Annotated in this window: 13 protein-coding genes, 1 tRNA gene and 1 other RNA gene; 13 read left to right on the forward strand and 2 right to left on the reverse strand. The window is 58.1% G+C overall.

Annotated features, from left to right (window positions below; genetic code table 11):
- Positions 1-145: 145 nt before the first annotated feature.
- Complete coding sequence (gene clpP, locus ACI5FR_RS33520; RefSeq protein WP_405462689.1) at positions 146-727, reverse strand: ATP-dependent Clp endopeptidase proteolytic subunit ClpP; 582 nt, start codon at positions 725-727, stop codon at positions 146-148.
- Between the two features lie 156 nt (positions 728-883).
- Positions 884-958, reverse strand: a tRNA-Arg gene (locus tag ACI5FR_RS33525).
- 625 nt (positions 959-1583) lie between these two features.
- Here ACI5FR_RS33525 and ACI5FR_RS33530 point away from each other — a divergent pair.
- The 13 genes from ACI5FR_RS33530 (at position 1584) to ACI5FR_RS33590 (ending at position 16896) form a co-directional block, all read left to right on the forward strand.
- The gene (locus ACI5FR_RS33530) at positions 1584-2603 is read left to right on the forward strand and encodes a sugar-binding transcriptional regulator (RefSeq protein WP_405462691.1); all 1020 of its coding nucleotides are present in this window, start codon (positions 1584-1586) and stop codon (positions 2601-2603) included.
- Between the two features lie 88 nt (positions 2604-2691).
- Complete coding sequence (gene gap, locus ACI5FR_RS33535) at positions 2692-3696, forward strand: type I glyceraldehyde-3-phosphate dehydrogenase (protein WP_405462692.1); 1005 nt, start codon at positions 2692-2694, stop codon at positions 3694-3696.
- Between the two features lie 91 nt (positions 3697-3787).
- Positions 3788-4969, forward strand: a complete 1182-nt coding sequence (locus tag ACI5FR_RS33540; protein ID WP_405462693.1) for a phosphoglycerate kinase — start codon at positions 3788-3790, stop codon at positions 4967-4969.
- A 36-nt stretch (positions 4970-5005) separates the two neighbouring features.
- A complete protein-coding gene (gene tpiA, locus ACI5FR_RS33545) occupies positions 5006-5758 on the forward strand; it encodes a triose-phosphate isomerase (protein WP_405462694.1) in 753 nt (250 codons plus the stop codon).
- Position 5759: 1 nt separating this feature from the next.
- Positions 5760-7313, forward strand: a complete 1554-nt coding sequence (gene gpmI / locus ACI5FR_RS33550; RefSeq protein ID WP_405462695.1) for a 2,3-bisphosphoglycerate-independent phosphoglycerate mutase — start codon at positions 5760-5762, stop codon at positions 7311-7313.
- An 88-nt stretch (positions 7314-7401) separates the two neighbouring features.
- Positions 7402-8691 (forward strand): phosphopyruvate hydratase, encoded by a 1290-nt coding sequence (eno, locus tag ACI5FR_RS33555; RefSeq protein ID WP_405462697.1) that lies wholly within the window; start codon positions 7402-7404, stop codon positions 8689-8691.
- 99 nt (positions 8692-8790) lie between these two features.
- Positions 8791-9543, forward strand: a complete 753-nt coding sequence (locus tag ACI5FR_RS33560) for a M50 family metallopeptidase (RefSeq protein ID WP_405462699.1) — start codon at positions 8791-8793, stop codon at positions 9541-9543.
- A 128-nt stretch (positions 9544-9671) separates the two neighbouring features.
- The gene (gene secG / locus ACI5FR_RS33565; protein ID WP_405462700.1) at positions 9672-9902 is read left to right on the forward strand and encodes a preprotein translocase subunit SecG; all 231 of its coding nucleotides are present in this window, start codon (positions 9672-9674) and stop codon (positions 9900-9902) included.
- A gap of 118 nt (positions 9903-10020) precedes the next feature.
- Positions 10021-12669 carry a ribonuclease R gene (gene rnr / locus ACI5FR_RS33570; RefSeq protein ID WP_405462702.1) on the forward strand — a complete coding sequence of 883 codons (2649 nt, stop codon included), beginning with the start codon at positions 10021-10023 and terminating at the stop codon, positions 12667-12669.
- A gap of 91 nt (positions 12670-12760) precedes the next feature.
- Positions 12761-13240, forward strand: coding sequence for an SsrA-binding protein SmpB (gene smpB / locus ACI5FR_RS33575; protein ID WP_405462704.1), 480 nt, complete (start codon positions 12761-12763; stop codon positions 13238-13240).
- A gap of 223 nt (positions 13241-13463) precedes the next feature.
- Positions 13464-13826: a transfer-messenger RNA gene (ssrA, locus tag ACI5FR_RS33580) on the forward strand.
- A gap of 256 nt (positions 13827-14082) precedes the next feature.
- On the forward strand, positions 14083-14490 hold the full coding sequence (locus ACI5FR_RS33585; protein ID WP_405462705.1) for an HNH endonuclease: 408 nt from the start codon (positions 14083-14085) through the stop codon (positions 14488-14490).
- Positions 14491-14577: 87 nt separating this feature from the next.
- On the forward strand, positions 14578-16896 hold the full coding sequence (locus tag ACI5FR_RS33590; protein ID WP_405462706.1) for a helix-turn-helix domain-containing protein: 2319 nt from the start codon (positions 14578-14580) through the stop codon (positions 16894-16896).
- The last annotated feature ends 41 nt before the right edge of the window (positions 16897-16937 follow it).

Below are 16937 nucleotides of genomic sequence, written 5' to 3' on the forward strand. Positions count from 1 at the left end.
GTAGAGTAACAAAATTACTTTGGAGAGCGGGGAGAGGTGGGATCCGGAGCTGTAGAGTAACAAAATTACTTTGGAGATGCCTGCCCACCATCCAACCAAACAAAAAAGGAGCTGTCCTCCTCAATCGGAGAACAGCTCCTTCTCGTTAGACCGATGTGACGACTTTGTCGATCAAGCCATAGGCCAACGCTTCGTCGGCGGTCATGAAGTAGTCGCGGTCGGTGTCCTTGTCGATGCGCTCCAGCGGTTGGCCGGTACGCTCGGCCAGGATGCCGTTCAGCTTGTCGCGCAGCTTGAGGATCCGCTTCGCGCGGATCTCGATATCGCTCGCCTGACCCTCCGCGCCGCCCAGCGGCTGGTGGATCATCACTTCGCTGTTCGGCAGCGCGAGACGCTTGCCCTTGGCGCCCGCGGCCAGCAGGAATGCGCCCATCGAAGCCGCCATGCCCACGCAGATGGTGGAGACATCAGGCTTGATGAATTGCATCGTATCGAAGATGGCCATACCCGCGGTAATCGAGCCGCCCGGGCTGTTGATGTACAAGTGAATATCTTTATCCGGATCTTGCGCGGCAAGGAACAGCAGCTGCGCGATGATCGCGTTCGCTACGGTATCGTTGACCGGCGTCCCCAGAAATATAATGCGGTCCTTCAGCAGACGGGAGTAGATGTCGTATCCGCGCTCTCCACGTGCATCCTGCTCGACAACCATTGGAATGAAACTCATGGCCCATGCCTCCTTTATGAATCAAGTATGCTCCAATGTGAATTGGAATTAAACCCATCATAGCGGAAAAAAGTCAAAAGGTCAAGAAAGGTCAAACGAGCAGCAAAACAAAAAAACGCCACCGATGAAGGAGGCGATTGGTTGTCAAAGTAGTTATGGCGCGCTCGCGAGGAATTGAACCTCGATCTCAGGCTCCGGAGGCCTACGTCATATCCATTGGACCACGAGCGCATAAGGGATTAGCTATTTTTGAGGAGCAAAAATTATTATAGATCATGCCGTTCCAAAAAGCAAGTGGAACTTCTGGGCTTGCAAATGCCTTTTCATGGGTCTATAATGGAAACATAAGCGGGACGCAAAATGTTGTTGCGGGACATAATCGGTCCCAACAACGAAGGTAGGTTGGTCACAATAACTAGGTTAGTCGGCGGACGGCAACAGAACTAACTAGTTCGCAATAATAGCTAGCTATTTCGCAAACAATGCGGCTAGATTATCGAATCTAAGATTAAGTTATCGCCGTTAAAAGATAAAGATTAGTCGCGTTAAGGGTTTGCGAATCGGCATGAAAGTTCAGCTAATCGGCAATAAAAGGTTAGCAAGGCGGCAAAGATGGGTAGATATAAAGATGTAGTGAAACCCAAGCTTTAACGCCGTCGCCACGAGACTCAATGCCCAGCCGACGCACTCGCTGCACCTGCGCAAATGACCCGACAAACCCAAGCCCAAAGCCAACGACCAACAAACCTAACGTCTCAACAATACAGCACCCGCCGTCCATATCGCAATAAGCAACCCAATACCGCGCAACACCGCACATGCAAAACGCAAGTCTGAAGCAGGAGTGACGATTGCCATGAGGCATATCCTCGATATACAGAAGCAGCTGTTGCCGGACTTGACCGATGTGCTGAAGAAACGCTACTCCATCTTGCACCACATTCACCTGTCCGGCACGATCGGCCGCCGCACGCTGGCGACGAACCTCGACCTGACGGAGCGGGTGCTCCGCGCGGAGGTCGACTTCCTGCGGGAGCAGGGGCTGCTGGACTCGGAGTCGGCCGGCATGAGCCTGTCCGAGAGCGGGCGCAAGCTGCTCGAAGACCTCGAGCCGCTTATCAAGGACTTGTTCGGGCTCTCCGACCTCGAGGAACAATTGAAGGAACGCTTCGGCCTGAACAAGGTCGTCGTCGTCCCGGGCGACTGGGACCAGTCGGTGTTCACGAAGAAGGAGCTGGGCCGAGCGGGAGCCGCCGTGCTGCGCAAGCAAGCGACGAAGGACGACGTCATCGCCGTCACCGGGGGCTCGACCCTGGCCGAGATCGCCGGCTTCCTGACCGGCTCTACCACGCTGAAAGGCAGCCTGTTCGTCCCCGCGCGGGGCGGGCTGGGAGAGAGCGTAGAGCTGCAGGCAAACACGATCGCCTCCACGATGGCGAAGAAGACGGGCGGCCAATACCGGCTGCTGCACGTCCCGGACCATCTCGGCGAGGAAGCCTACGTGTCGCTCATGCAGGACGCCAACATCAAGGAGCTCGTCGACGTCATCCGCAGCGCCCGCATCGTGGTACACGGGATCGGAGATGCTATGGTGATGGCCAGACGGCGAAAGGTCGCGCCCGAGACGATCGCCAGCCTGCAGCAGGAGGGTGCGCTCGCGGAAGCGTTCGGTTATTATTTTGACCGGCAAGGCCGAGTCGTACACAAGATGCCGACGGTCGGGCTGCGGCTGGAAGACATCCAGACCACCGAAGTCGTCATCGCGGTTGCAGGAGGACGCAGCAAAGGCGAAGCCATCGCCGCCGTCATGCGCTTCGGCCACAACGACGTACTCGTCACCGACGAAGCGGCCGCCCAAGAGATTCTAAAACTATAACCCCGTTATCTCGATGCCCTAACCGGCGTCTTGACCATACATGCTTGACCGCAGCACCACACAAAGAACCTATTAGGAGGAACCAACCATGGTAAAAGTAGGGATTAACGGATTTGGCCGCATCGGCCGCAACGTATTTCGCGCAGCGCTGAACAACCCGGAAGTAGAAATCGTCGCGATCAATGACTTGACCGACGTGAACATGTTGGCACATCTGCTCAAGTACGACACGACGCATGGCCGTCTGAACGCTTCGGTAGAAGCAGGCGAAGGCGCCCTGATCGTAAACGGCAAGTCCGTCAAAGTATTCGCAGAGCGCGACCCGGGCAACCTGCCTTGGAGCCAATACGGCGTAGAGATCGTAGTAGAATCCACAGGTATTTTCACCGCGAAGGAAAAAGCCGAGCTGCACTTGAAGGGCGGCGCGAAGAAAGTCATCATCTCCGCACCGGCTACGAACGAAGACATCACAATCGTGTTGGGCGTAAACGAAGACAAGTACGATCCAGCCGCTCACACGATCATCTCCAACGCTTCCTGTACGACGAACTGCTTGGCGCCATTCGCTAAGGTCCTGAACGAGAAGTTCGGCATCGTGAAAGGCATGATGACCACCGTTCACTCCTACACGAACGACCAAAGCGTACTCGACCTGCCGCACAAAGACCCTCGCCGCGCCCGTGCCGCTGCCGAGAACATCATTCCTTCCACGACCGGCGCAGCCAAAGCGGTATCCCTGGTACTGCCGGAGCTCAAAGGCAAACTGAACGGCATGTCCTTCCGCGTACCTACGCCAAACGTATCGGTAACCGACCTGGTAGCCGAGCTGAAAGTGAACGTAACGGTAGAAGACGTGAACGCAGCACTGCGTGAAGCTTCGAACGGCGCGCTGAAGGGCATCCTGAACTACACCGAAGAGCCGCTCGTCTCGAGCGATTTCAACGGCGACCCGGCTTCCTCGACGATCGACGCCCTGTCCACGATGGTCGTAGGCGACAACATGGTGAAGGTCGTCTCCTGGTACGACAACGAGTGGGGCTACTCCAACCGCGTAGTAGATTTGGCTGCATTCATCGCCAGCAAAGGGCTGTAAGCTCCAACCCATAGCGAGGAATAAGAGGAGAAGGGATTCTCCTCTTTCCCGTGTCAGGCTAGCACAACCCATACACAATAGGAGGGTCTCCATGAACAAGAAAAGTGTCCGTGACATAGACGTAGACGGCAAGAAAGTGTTCGTGCGCGTGGACTTCAACGTGCCGCTCGAGAATGGCGCGATTACCGACGATACTCGGATCCGGGAAACGCTGCCTACGATTCAATATTTGGTGGAAAAAGGGGCGAAAGTGATCCTCGCGAGCCACTTGGGCCGTCCGAAGGGACAAGTCGTCGAGGAACTCCGCCTCACGCCGGTAGCGGCGCGGTTGTCCGAGCTGCTCGGCAAGCCGGTCGTAAGCGCCAAGGAAGCGATCGGCGACGCGGTGCAAGCGCAAGTGAATCAGCTGGGCAACGGGGACGTGCTGCTGCTCGAGAACGTCCGCTTCTACGCAGGCGAAGAGAAGAACGATCCGGAGTTGGCGGCAGCGTTCGCGGCACTCGCGGACATCTACGTCAATGACGCATTCGGTGCGGCGCACCGGGCGCACGCTTCGACCGAAGGCATCGCGCACAAGCTGCCGGCTGTATCCGGTCTTTTGATGGAGAAGGAGCTGGACGTCCTCGGCAAGGCGCTGCGCAACCCGGACCGTCCGTTCACTGCCATCGTAGGCGGCTCCAAGGTCAAGGACAAGATCGGCGTCATCGAGAACCTGCTGAACATCGCGGACAACATCCTCATCGGCGGAGGCCTCTCCTACACGTTCTTGAAGGCCCAAGGCTACGAGATCGGCAAGTCGCTCGTCGACAACGAGAAGCTGGACCTGGCGCTCGACTTCCTGCGCAAGGCGAAGGAGAAGGGCGTGAACTTCCTCATTCCGGTCGACATCGTGATCGGGGACGACTTCAGCAACAAGGCGAATACCCGCATCGTGCCGATCAACGAGATTCCGGCGGATTGGGAAGGCTTCGACATCGGGCCGAAAACCCGCGAGATTTACTCCGACATCATCGCGAACTCCAAGCTGATCGTTTGGAACGGACCGCTCGGCGTATTCGAGCTCGAGCCGTATATGAACGGCACGAAGGCGATGGCGGAAGCTTGCGCCAAGACTTCCGGCTACACGGTCATCGGCGGCGGCGATTCCGCGGCAGCGGTAGAGAAGTTCCACCTGGCCGACAAGATGGACCACATCTCCACCGGCGGCGGCGCTTCGCTCGAGTTTATGGAAGGCAAGGCATTACCGGGCGTAGTCGCCCTGAACGATAAATAACAACCGACATCCCGTAGGAAAGGGGACCCCATTCCCATGAGAAAGCCGATTATCGCAGGCAACTGGAAAATGTTCAAAACCGTATCCGAGGCGCTCGCTTTCGTAGAAGCAGCCAAAGGTGCGGCGGAAGTCGACGGCGTCGAGAGCGTCATCTGCGCGCCGTATATCACGCTGCCGGCACTGGTGGAAGCAGTAAAGGGCACTACGCTGAAAGTGGGCGCTCAAAACATGCACTGGGAAGACAACGGCGCGTTCACGGGCGAGATCAGCGGTGTCATGCTGAAGGACCTCGGCGTCGACTACGTCATCATCGGCCACTCGGAGCGCCGGGCGTACTTCGCGGACACGGACGAGACCGTGAACCGCAAAGTGCTGGCCGCGTTCAAGCACGGCCTGACGCCGATCGTCTGCGTCGGCGAGAGCCTCGAGGAACGCGAGGCGGGCAAGACGAAGGATGTGTGCCGCGTGCAGACGGAAGCGGCGCTGCAAGGACTGACCGCGGAGCAAGCCGCGCAGGTCGTAGTCGCGTACGAGCCCATCTGGGCGATCGGGACGGGCAAGACTTCGACCGCGGATGACGCGAACGAAGTGATCGGCTACATCCGCGAGCGCATTGCCGCGCAGCACGGCGCAGCGGCGGCCGCGGCCGTACGTATCCAGTACGGCGGCAGTGTGAAGCCGAACAACGTGCGCGAGTTCATGGCGCAGTCGGATATCGACGGCGCATTGGTGGGCGGCGCAAGCCTCGAGCCGGCGTCGTACATCCAGCTCGTCGAGGGGGCGCGCTAGGATGGCCGGGACGGGCAACAGCAACAGACCGAAGCCGGTAGCGCTTATCATCCTGGACGGCTTCGGCCTTCGCGGCGAGACGCACGGCAACGCCGTGGCGCAGGCGAACAAGCCGAACTACGACCGTTACATGGCGACTTACCCTCACACGACGCTGACGGCTAGCGGAGAGGCGGTCGGCCTGCCGGAGGGCCAGATGGGCAACTCCGAGGTCGGCCATCTGAACATCGGCGCCGGCCGGATCGTGTACCAAGACTTGACCCGGATCACCAAGTCGATCCGCGACCGCGATTTCTTCGACAACGAGACGCTCGTCGGCGCGGTCGAGTATGCCAAGAAGAACGGCAAAAAGCTGCACCTGTACGGCCTGCTGTCCGACGGCGGCGTACACAGCCACATCGACCACCTGCTTGCGCTGCTCGACCTGGCCAAGGCCCATGGACTCACGGAAGTGTTCGTCCATGCCTTCCTCGACGGCCGCGACGTGGCGCCGGACAGCGCGATCGGGTACATCCAGCGTGTCCAGAAGCACATCGAGGCGATCGGCGTAGGCCGGATCGCGACGGTGCAAGGCCGTTACTACGCGATGGATCGCGACAAGCGTTGGGAGCGGACCGAGAAGTCGTACCGCGCGATGGTGTACGGAGACGGTCCGCAATACAGCGATCCGATCCGCGCGGTGCAGGAATCGTACGAGAAGTCGGTGTTCGACGAGTTCGTCATGCCGACCGTCATCATTGGTGCGGATGGCCAGCCGGTCGGCCTAGTAGAGTCCGGGGACGCAGTCGTGTTCTTCAACTTCCGTCCCGACCGGGCGATCCAGCTGTCCCAGGTGTTCACCAACGAAGACTTCCGAGGCTTCGACCGGGGGGACAAGTACCCGCAAGGGCTGTACTTCGTCTGCCTCACCTTGTTCAGCGAAACCGTCGGCGGCTTCGTCGCGTATAAACCGAAGAACCTCGACAACACCCTGGGCGAAGTGCTCGTCCAGAACGGGCTGAAGCAGCTGCGCATCGCCGAGACGGAGAAGTACCCGCACGTGACGTTCTTCTTCAGCGGCGGTCGTGACGTCGAGCTGCCGGGCGAGAAGCGTATCCTGATCCCTTCGCCGAAGGTCGCGACGTACGACCTGAAGCCGGAGATGAGCGCCTACGAGGTAGCTGCAGCGGCGGTGAAGGAAATCGAGGAGGGCAATCAAGACGTCATCATCCTGAACTTTGCGAACCCCGACATGGTCGGTCACTCCGGGATGCTGGAGCCGACGATCAAAGCGGTCGAAGCGACGGATACCTGCCTGGGCCAAGTGGTCGAAGCGGTGCTCGCCCAAGGCGGCGTGGCGCTGATCACGGCGGACCACGGCAACGCCGATCTGGTCGTCGACGACAACGAGCGGCCGTTCACCGCGCATACGACGAACCCGGTTCCTTTCATTGTGACGTCCACTTCTGTTACACTAAGAGAAGGCGGCATCCTGGCCGATATCGCGCCGACGATGCTGAAGCTGCTCGGAGTGGCGCAGCCGGCCGAGATGACGGGAGCTTCGATCATAGAGTAATCGGACTGGCTTTACCTGCTCCTACACGCTCTACCGGTTCTTAACGTGAGTTCGCCCCATTATATATTGAAGGAGTGTTACACGAATCATGACTATCATTTCTGACGTTTACGCACGCGAAGTACTGGACTCCCGCGGGAATCCGACCGTTGAAGTGGAAGTATTCCTGGAGTCCGGCGGCAAGGGCCGGGCGATCGTTCCGTCCGGTGCGTCCACAGGCGCTTACGAAGCCGTAGAGCTTCGCGATGGCGACAAGAGCCGCTACTTGGGCAAAGGCGTTCTGAAAGCCGTTCAAAACGTAAACGAGATCATCGCTCCTGAAGTGATCGGCCTGGACGCGCTGGATCAAGTCGGCATCGACAACAAAATGATTCAGCTTGACGGCACGCCGAACAAAGCCAAGCTGGGCGCGAACGCGATCCTGGCCGTATCGATCGCCGTAGCTCGTGCAGCGGCTGACGCTCTGGACCTTCCGCTCTATACTTACCTCGGCGGCTTCAACGCGAAGCAATTGCCGGTGCCGATGATGAACATCATCAACGGCGGCGCGCATGCCGACAACAACGTAGACGTTCAAGAATTCATGGTCTTGCCCGTAGGAGCAGCTAACTTCGCAGAAGCGCTCCGCATCGGTGCAGAGATCTTCCATAACCTGAAGTCCGTATTGAAGGAAAAAGGCCTGAACACCGCCGTAGGCGACGAAGGCGGCTTCGCTCCGAACCTGAGCTCCAACGAAGAAGCGATCACGACGATCATCGCCGCCATCGAGCGCGCAGGCTACAAGCCGGGCGTAGACGTGTTCCTCGGCATGGACGTAGCTTCCACCGAGTTCTTCAAGGACGGCAAGTACCACCTGGAAGGCGAAGGCAAGTCCCTCACTTCCGCGGAGTTCGTAGACTTCCTGACCGACTGGGTGAACAAGTACCCGATCATCAGCATCGAAGACGGCTGCGCCGAGGACGACTGGGAAGGCTGGAAGCTGCTGACCGAGAAGCTGGGCGGCAAAGTCCAGCTCGTAGGCGACGACCTGTTCGTGACGAACACCGAGCGCCTGAGCCAAGGGATCGCCCAAGGCATCGGCAATTCGATCCTCGTGAAGGTGAACCAAATCGGTACGCTGACCGAGACGTTCGACGCCATCGAAATGGCGAAGCGTGCAGGCTACACGGCCGTCATCTCCCACCGTTCCGGCGAGAGCGAAGACAGCACGATTGCCGACATCGCCGTCGCTACGAACGCAGGGCAGATCAAGACCGGCGCACCGTCCCGGACGGACCGCGTGGCGAAGTACAACCAATTGCTCCGCATCGAGGACGAACTGTCCAGCACGGCGCAATATGGCGGCAAGAAAGCTTTCTACAACCTGAAGAACCTGTAAGCTTGTACCTGAAAATCTAGAGTCTCCGCAAAGCAGCATACGATTCAGCTTGGATGATTCGCGTGCGCTTTGTGGGGAATTGGAGAGGAGGGGATAACAATGAACCGTTGGCTGGTGACGATAGTGCTCCTGATCGGGTCCGCCATTCTGAATCATTGGATCCCGTTCTCTTCTTTTTTTCGCAACCTCGATACGATGGTCCATGAATTCGGGCACGCCCTGGCGACCCTGCTCGTCTCGGGACGTGTGCAGAGTATCTCGCTATTCGCCAATCACAGCGGGGTGACCTATTCCCTTATTACGGCGGGTTGGAGGGTCGTACCGGTGTCACTAGCCGGCTATGTAACCGCGTCGCTGTTCTCCGTCTACCTGTTCTACACCTACAGCCGGGGGCGGCTCGGGCAAGGCCTGCTCGTCTGCTCCATCATCGCCGCGATCTGTCTCCTGCTCTTCGTCCGCAACAGCTTCGGCATGGCCTGGATCGCCGGCTTTATGGTCGTGAATGCGGTCATGATGCTTTTGCCGATTCGGTGGCTTCAGAAGGGCTACTACTTACTGGTCGCTTTCGTGTCGTTGGAGGAATCCGTGGTGGGGCCGATCGGGCTGACGGTCATGGCGCTGAACAATCCGGCTCAGGCGGGCGATGCTACAGGGCTCCAGGCGGCAACGGGCGTTCCGGCGGCGGCGTGGGGGCTCGCGTTCTCCATCGTGGCGCTGCTGTGCGCGCGGTCGGCGATCGGGCACTTCCTGGGCAGGCGGGGGCGTCGAGGGCGGTCGCGCCGGGCAGGCGGCTCCAGACCGGGATATGGCGGACCGGGTCAGCCGTCGGTGGAACGATTTCGCATCGACTAGCCGATTCTGGATGCGCTTAGGTGCAGCTGACTCTAGGCTTGGTTGTATTGCGCGGTGGGGTATGGTATAATGAGTTTTGCTGTACCACAACGTACGTGATCGTTTGAGTTTTAGGAGGATGGTTGTTCGTGCTTATTTTGTTCAAGATCTTGCTCATTATCGCTTCGATCGGGCTGATTGCCGTTGTTTTGCTGCAAAAAGGGAAGAGCGCAGGGTTGTCCGGAGCGATCTCCGGGGGCGCGGAGCATTTGTTCGGGAAGACGAAGGCTCGCGGGCTCGACTTGTTCCTGCAGCGCATGACGATTGGATTTGCCGTATCGTTCTTTATTTTGTCGCTCGTGGTAGCGTACATTGTATAACCTTGATCGTGACTTATGCTGACGCGCAGCAGAGGCTTTCCTCTGCTGTTTTTTGTTATGTTTGGCCCATTATCGGTTAATACTAGGGTAAGGACTGCAAGTTGGGGAAGGGGATCATATGATTACAGCCGAGCAATTATTGGAATTCGTAAGAGAGCAAGCGTATAAGCCGATGACGTATCAGGAGCTCGCCCACCATTTCGAGGTGGAAGACGCCGATGATTATAAAGCGTTTCTGAAGCTGCTGAATCAGTTGGAGCACGAAGGGGCGATCATTCGCACGCGGACCGAACGCTATGGCGTGCCGGAGCGGATGAATCTGCTGCGGGGCAAGCTGCAGGCGCATGCCAAGGGCTTCGGCTTCCTGCTGCCGGAGGAGCCCGGGCATCCGGATGTGTACATACATGCTAACGATATGAACGGGGCGATGAACGGGGATATCATCCTCGTGCGGCTCACGTCCAAGAGCGCGGCCGGCGGCCGGCTGGAAGGGGAAGTGGCCCGCGTCGTCACCCGCGCGAATACGCGGATCGTTGGGACGCTGCAGAGCTTCGAGACGTATGCGTTCGTCATTCCGGACGACAAGCGGATCGTGAAGGACATCTTCGTGCCCTCGCATGCGTTCGAAGGGGCCGTCGATGGGCAGAAGGTCGTCGTCGACATCGTGACGTATCCGACAGGCCGGGCGGCGGCCGAAGGTAAGGTCGTGGAGATTCTCGGGCATAAAGACGACCCGGGTGTCGACATCCTGTCCATTATCCGCAAATACCAGCTGCCCGAAGCGTTCTCCGACGCCGTGATGGCCGAAGCCGAAGCCGCCCCGGATACGATCCGGGAGGAGGAGCTGGCCGGACGCCGCGATCTGCGCGGCAAGACGATCGTAACGATCGACGGGGAAGACGCCAAGGACCTCGACGACGCCGTGAACGTGGAGCGGCTGCCGAACGGCAACTACTTGCTGGGCGTCCACATCGCCGACGTCAGCTATTATGTGCGCGAGAACTCGGAGCTGGACAAAGAAGCCTACAACCGCGGGTGCAGCGTGTATCTCGTCGACCGCGTCATCCCGATGCTGCCGCATCGGCTGTCGAACGGCATCTGTAGCTTGAACCCGCAGGTCGACCGGCTGACCATGTCTTGCGAGATGGAGCTCGATGCGCAGGCGAATGTGGTGCGGCACGATATTTTCACCAGCGTGATCAAGACGAAGGAACGGATGACGTACACCAACGTGCGCAAAATCCTCGTCGATCAGGAGCCCGAGCTTATGGAGCGCTACTCCGGGCTGGTCGATACGTTCCAACTGATGGAGGAGCTCGCGATGAAGCTGCGCGGGCGGCGGATCAAGCGGGGGGCGATCGACTTCGACTTCCAGGAGTCGAAGGTCATCGTCGACGAGAACGGCAAGCCGATCGACATCATCAAGCGCGAGCGGTCTATCGCGGAGATGATCATCGAGGAATTCATGCTCGTGGCGAACGAGACCGTGGCGGAGCACTTCCACTGGCTGAAGGTGCCGTTCCTGTACCGGATTCACGAGGACCCGGACAGCGAGAAGCTCATGCACTTCATGGAGTTCATCACGAACTTCGGGTACAAGGTGCGGGGCGGCAAAGGCAATACGGTGCATCCGAGGGCGCTGCAGTCGCTCTTGGAGGAGATTAAGGGCACTAAGGAACAGACCGTCATCGCGACCGTCATGCTGCGCTCGATGAAGCAGGCGAAGTACGATCCGAACAGCCTGGGCCACTTCGGCCTGGCCGCGGAGTTCTACTCGCACTTCACGTCGCCGATCCGGCGCTATCCGGACCTGATCATCCATCGCGTCATCCGCGAGGTGCTCGAGAACGGAGGCTCGCTGAGCGATCAGCGGTACGAGTACTTGTCGAGCCGGATGCCGGACTATGCGCTCCAGTCGTCCGACCGCGAGCGGCTCGCCGTCGACGCCGAGCGGGACACGGATGCGCTGAAGAAGGCCGAATTCATGCTCGACAAGGTCGGCGAGGAATTCGAGGGCATCATCAGCAGCGTGACGAGCTTCGGCATGTTCATCGAGCTGGACAACACCGTCGAGGGGTTGATCCGGCTCAGCGACCTGCATGATGATTACTATCATCATCATGAGATGCAGCATGCGCTCGTCGGCGAGCGCACGTCCAAGATCTATCGCATCGGCGACGAAGTGAAGGTGCGCGTGGCGCGCGTCAATATGGACGAGCACACCATCGATTTCGAGATGGTGGACATGAAGCCGCGCCAGAAGTTCTTCGGCGCCGGAGGCGCTGGCGGCCGCCGCAGCGGTGGTGGGCGCCGCGACGAAGGCGCAGGCGGGCGCGGCCAGCGCGGCAAGCGCGGGGGCCGCTCCGGCGAGCCGGCGGCGAGCGGCCGCGGCGGTGAGCGGCGCGAGGCCGCAGGCGCAGGCGGCGGTGCCGCTGCAGGCGGGCGACGCGGCGGCGCTAGCGCGCGCCCGGGCAAGCGCGAGCGCGAGCGCCGCGGGCCGGCCGGCGACGGCGGCACAGCCGCCGGCATCGGCCTGCCGCCGGTCGGCGACGCCGGCGAGCGCGGCCCCGCCGTCGTGTGGCCGGACCGCGGCCCACGCAGCCGCTCCGGCGCGAGCGCCGGCAGCGCCAACGGCGGCGGGCCGGGCAAGCGCCGCAAGGGCGGCTCGCGCGGCGGTGCGGGCGCTGCGGCCGGCGGGTCCGGCGGCGGCGACGCCGGCAAGGCGATGCGCAGCTTCGCACGCAAGGCGAGCAAGCGGAAAAAATAACTATACTCACCCGGCTCCATTGCTTTCTCCGCATGGAGTTGATACAATTAACTCCTGACCGTTTGGAACGTTTGTTGAAGGGGTGATTGGCATGGGCAAGAAGAGCGAGGGCAAGCAGCTCGCCCAGAATAAGAAAGCTTCCCATGACTATTTCATCGAGGATACGTACGAGGCCGGTATGGTGCTGACCGGGACGGAGATCAAGTCCATCCGCATGGGCAAGGCAAACATCTCGGACAGCTTCTGTACTATTCGGAACGGAGAGGCGTTCGTGCACAACATGCACATCAGCCCGTTCGAGCAGGGCGGCCGGCACAATCCGACGGATCCTACGCGAGCGCGCAAGCTGTTGCTGCACAAAGAGCAGATCAGCAAGCTGATCGGGACGACCAAGCAGCAGGGCTACGCGCTCGTGCCGCTCAAGATCTACGTGCGCAATGGCTACGCCAAACTGCTCATCGGCATCGGCCGAGGCAAGAAGCAGTACGACAAGCGCGAGACCGAGGCAAAGCGCGATGCACAGCGCGACATTCAGCGCGCTCTTCGCGAGAAGCAGAAGGTCGCCAAATAATAGCGCTTTCGGTGGCATCTGGCAGGCTTGACAATTTGGGCCTCGACTCCCAAAAACCACATCCCCATAAGGGTTGGTTCATGTGGTATACTGAAAGTGCAACGAGTCATCTAGACCTTGTTGCTAACCTTTTTTTCTTCTTCTCCATCTGATTGGGTTCCTTTCCCAGAGTGGAAGCTGGGGAAGGAACATTTTTCTGACTTCCGGCAACACCTTCTAACTTGGGGGCGTTTTTGGATTCGACGGGGATAGTTCGAGCATCGATTGCGGGTAGTGGGGACGCGTCCACTCTAAAACGCTAAAGCCAATTAAATGGCAACCAACAACCAAAACTCGCTCTCGCAGCTTAATAACCTGTGACGCGGCTTCTACCTCGCATCGCCCATGTGCTAGGATAGGGGCTCAACTTTAGTGGGATACGCCGCTCGGTCTCCGCCTGGGGTCGACGGAAGAAGATAATCAGGCTGACCCAACGCGTAGTCGGTTACGGGACGACGCTCGGGTGACATCAATACCGTGACTACACCCGTAGAAGTCGGTGTGGCGTTATCTTCGGACAGGGGTTCAACTCCCCTCGCCTCCACCATGAAAAACCCGGCCGCACGAGGCCGGGTTTTTGCATGTGTGGCGAACTTGGGGAGGCGAACCCCGGCAGGGGGTTCAGTCCCGCGCACCACCATGTAAATCCACTACCGCAATAGGTGGTGGATTTTTGCTTTTTTCTCAGGATCGACCTGCAAGAAGAAGAGTAGTTGCATCCCATCAAAGGAATCCTAGGCACAGGATTCGTTTAATAATGAGTTACAATCCTTGATACTACCCCATTCGAGAGGCGATGGACGATGATCAATGTTCTCAATGTGGATGGCCAAAAACTCACCCCATGTGTGCTTGACCGAGCTTGGAGGGAAGTGAATAGGGCCCGTGCCATATGGATAGACGAGCAGACCATCCAATTACTATACAACCCATTTTTATTTCGTGACTATCGAAAAGCTGCACTGAAGCGGGATCATTACACATGTTTGTGGTGCGGACGTCCCGGAACGACAGTCGATCATATCATCCCCGCCAGCAAAGGCGGCTCGGATCTGCCCCAAAACCTACTGGCGGCTTGCATGGAGTGCAACACGAAGCGTGGAAGCCGTTCAGCGTTCTCCTATTTTAGAGGAAAAGTATTTTCGGTGCCGAAAAGGATGAAGGTATTTTATCGTATCCTGAAAGCTTACTATCACCATCAAGTGAACTGATGCAGCCTGAGAAGCTTGTCCGGATTGACAAGGGGAACGGGACAATATATAGTATGGGCACAAGTTCGCTTTCGGGAGAGGTTAGGCATGAATGTTCTTCAAGGGCTTCGGTCGCGGAAATATCTGCAGCGGATTTTGCTGGGCTTCATTCCGGTCGTCGTGATCCTGGTGATGACCTCGGTCATCCTCTATTTGAATGCCCAAAGCAAGGTGGCCAGCATGCAAAATGACGCGGACCGCAAGCTGCTGACTCAGATCAATTATAACATTGAGAACATGAACGGCATCGTCAAGGATCTGGCCGTGTCCATCTTCAATGATGAAGATATGATCGCACTCAAATCCGGCGGCGAATTCCAGCAGAGCATTCTGAAGCTGGAAAAGTTGAACCGACTAGTGGCCACCTCCCCCTATCTCCATTCGATTGTTTTCTATAACAGCAAGCAGGGCCGTTATTTCTCTTCCCTGAATCATAATCTCGAAAATAATCAGATCTATGACGCCTTGAGCCGTTATGTGAAGTCGCATACGACGGTTCCTAAGCTGCAGCTGATTCCCATGGAGCTGGATGGCAAGGGCGAGGGCTTCGATGTCTTTTCCTTCTTCGTGTACGATGGCCCCTCCGTTAATTCGGTGAACGGGAATTTCCTCGTGCTCAATATTAAGCCGACCTGGATGCTGGACAATGTGGAAACGCTTAATGCTCTGGCGGAGCGGGAGAACGATGTGATCTTCGTAACCGACAGCGCCGGTAAAGTGCTTATATCGAATGACCGCATGCTCCCCGAGCAGCTGGATATCAAGAATTCGCTGCTTCAGCGGATTACCTCCTCGGGCAAAATGCTGGATAATTTCACCTACAGTCATCAGGGGGAAAAATACAGAGTGACGTATTTGACCCGGGGCATGAACGACTGGCAGATCATCAGCCTTCAGGATTACGATCTCATGATGAACAACGTCCGGCAGTTGAAATGGACGGCTGCTGCGGTCACGTTCTCGGTTGTGCTGATGACGATCCTAATCTCAGTCTACTTCTCCATCCGGCTCTACCGGCCTGTGGGCCATCTGCTTACGTTGGTCAGGCAGAGTGGAGCCCAGGAAACGAACCAGCCCCAGGACGAGCTGTCCGTTATTGCGTCCAGCTATTCGGAGATGACAGACAAGCTGAAGGAGCTGGAGAAGGACCAGACGGCCCAAATTAACATCGCCAAGGTGTATCGCCTGCGGAGCCTGATTACGACAAGCGCAAGCGTATCCGATCAGGAATTCGGGCAAAGCCGAGAGCAGTACGGCATCGATATTTGGCCGCAGGGAAGCCTGGTTGTGGCCGTGGTGCGGATCGATAACCTGCGCGAGCTATCCAGTCGGACGGCCGACACAGCGTTGTCGCTGCTATATTTTGCGATTTCCAATATCGGGCAGGAGCTGCTGCGTCGCCGCTATTCCTGCGAAGCCGTGGATATGAGGAGCGATCATCTCGCTTTTGTGATCAGCAGCCGCGGCGACGGGCTGGAGCTTGGCGGTCTGCATGAGGCGTTCCGGGAGGCGCAGGAGACGGTACGCCATTACTACCAACTTACTTTCTCCGTTACGCTGAGCCGCATTTTTGGCGGATACCGGGAAATTACCACTCATTATTCGCAGGCGCTCCGGAATTCCAATTACCGGATGATCTTGGGCAAGCAGGCGATGATCGACCCCGATAAGGTGAAACATAACGAAGAATGCGAGCAGTTTCACATTCCACAGGCGCTGGAACGCCAACTGATAGAGGGATTAAAAAGCGGGGACAGGGAGAGCATTGAAGACGGCGTACAGCGATGGATGGAGCTTGTCCGTACGTTCCGCTTTGAGAATATGTTTTCGGCTCTGCTGCATATGGTGGTCACGCTTAACAATACCGTAAGTGAAATGAATCATAATAAGCTCAATCCGGTTTCCGTCAATTTGCAGGATATCAACCAGCGCATTCTGGAGAAGGAGACCCTGGAGGAAATCCAGGAGGTGCTGATGGATGCGATCCGTGAAGTGTTCGATAAGCGTCAAAGCGGTCGCGACGAGAAATCGCGGCTGATTGCCGATACGATCAAGGAGATCGTGGGGAAGCACTATTCCGACCCCGACCTGAACGTACAGAAGATCGCCGACATGCTCCGGATGAGCCATGTTTATCTGGGACAGGTGTTCAAGGAGCAGGAGGGCATGACGGTGGTGGACTGCATTAACCAGACCCGATTGTCCCAGGCCAAGGTCTATCTGGAGCACCAGGATCTAACGGTGGCGGAGATCATGGAGAAGGTGGGCTTCGGCAACGAAAGCTATTTTTACCGGCTGTTCAAGAGGCAGTACGGCACGACTCCGAAGGAGTACCGGCTCAAGTCGGCGATCTACCGCCATTCCTGAAGCATCGGACTATATCGTGATCTAGCCTTCCGTTCTAAGAA

Origin of the sequence: Paenibacillus sp. HJGM_3, assembly GCF_045062745.1 — a bacterium.
In the GTDB taxonomy this organism is placed as follows: Bacteria; Bacillota; Bacilli; order Paenibacillales; family NBRC-103111; genus Paenibacillus_AA.